We start from the raw sequence: 956 nt of genomic DNA, 5'->3' as shown, positions 1-956 counted from the left end.
ATCGAAGATATTTCACTCAACCAATGCTGTACTGAGAGCAGACAGCGCGCTCATACTAAAGGGATTTGCAGACAAACGTACGGAACTAGCACACAACGCAGTAATGCCAGGAACTAGCGCGAAAGACATTCGAGACGAACTTGCAAAGGTGGAAAAATTTGTGACCGCGATTGATCGAGTTATATACAAGCATGTAACCGACTTGATTGGCCAAGCGACGTGGTATTCCACGGCGACCTAGCGGATCGATTGATTGCTCAACTGAGACGCGTCGCTCCTCTCTTTAATTTGCGAATGACTTCCCCCAACTTCAGCCCCGCGGCAGACCGCAACAAGCAGCCCATCCTCGATGTCCTGCGCGAGATCTTGTCCGCGAGCGGCAACGCACTCGAAATCGCCTCAGGCACAGGCCAGCATGTCGCCTGGTTTGCCGCAGCCCTTCCGCAATGGACGTGGCAGCCCACTGATGCGATTCCTGCCTCCATGGACTCCATTGCAGCCTACGTAGCCGAGCGGGGCTTGGACAATGTGTGCCCTCCCCTCGTGCTCGACGTGATGGCGCCCGAGTGGCTGCCAGGCGATTCAAAGTTTGACCTGATCTACTGCGCCAACATGCTGCACATCTCGCCCTGGGCGACTTGCGCGGCGTTGATGCAGGGCGCTGCACGCTACCTGGCGCCGGGCGGCGTGCTGGTGACTTATGGGCCGTATCTGGAAGACGGTGTGCCTACGTCTGAAGGCAACCTCAACTTTGACCAGAGCCTGCGCGCGCAAGATCCCACTTGGGGCATCAGGCGCAGGGAAGATGTAGAGCTAGAAGCCGGGCAAGCCGGCCTGCAGTTGCAAGCCCGGCACGCCATGCCGGTCAACAACCTGCTGCTGGTCTGGGGAAAATCACAGCAGTCGGCAAAACATTAACCGCGCACTCGCCGGCGGAAAACTGAATTCGCTATTAT

General features: G+C 57.2%; 2 protein-coding genes. Both read left to right on the top strand.

Annotated elements, in window-relative coordinates; translation table 11 throughout:
* A partial coding sequence (locus tag AC1DWI_RS24475) for a hypothetical protein (RefSeq protein WP_477726085.1) occupies positions 1–241 on the top strand: 241 nt, incomplete at its 5' end.
* Between the two features lie 53 nt (positions 242–294).
* The gene (locus AC1DWI_RS24470) at positions 295–918 is read left to right on the top strand and encodes a DUF938 domain-containing protein (RefSeq protein WP_477671531.1); all 624 of its coding nucleotides are present in this window, start codon (positions 295–297) and stop codon (positions 916–918) included.
* The last annotated feature ends 38 nt before the right edge of the window (positions 919–956 follow it).

Source organism: Polaromonas sp. P3_C2 (assembly GCF_056402675.1).
This window is presented reverse-complemented; position numbering and strand designations above follow the sequence as displayed.

Coding starts and splice junctions, on each gene's coding strand:
- AC1DWI_RS24470 (WP_477671531.1), top strand. CDS start 295: ATGACTTCCCCCAACTTCAGCCCCGCGGCAGACCGCAACAAGCAGCCC.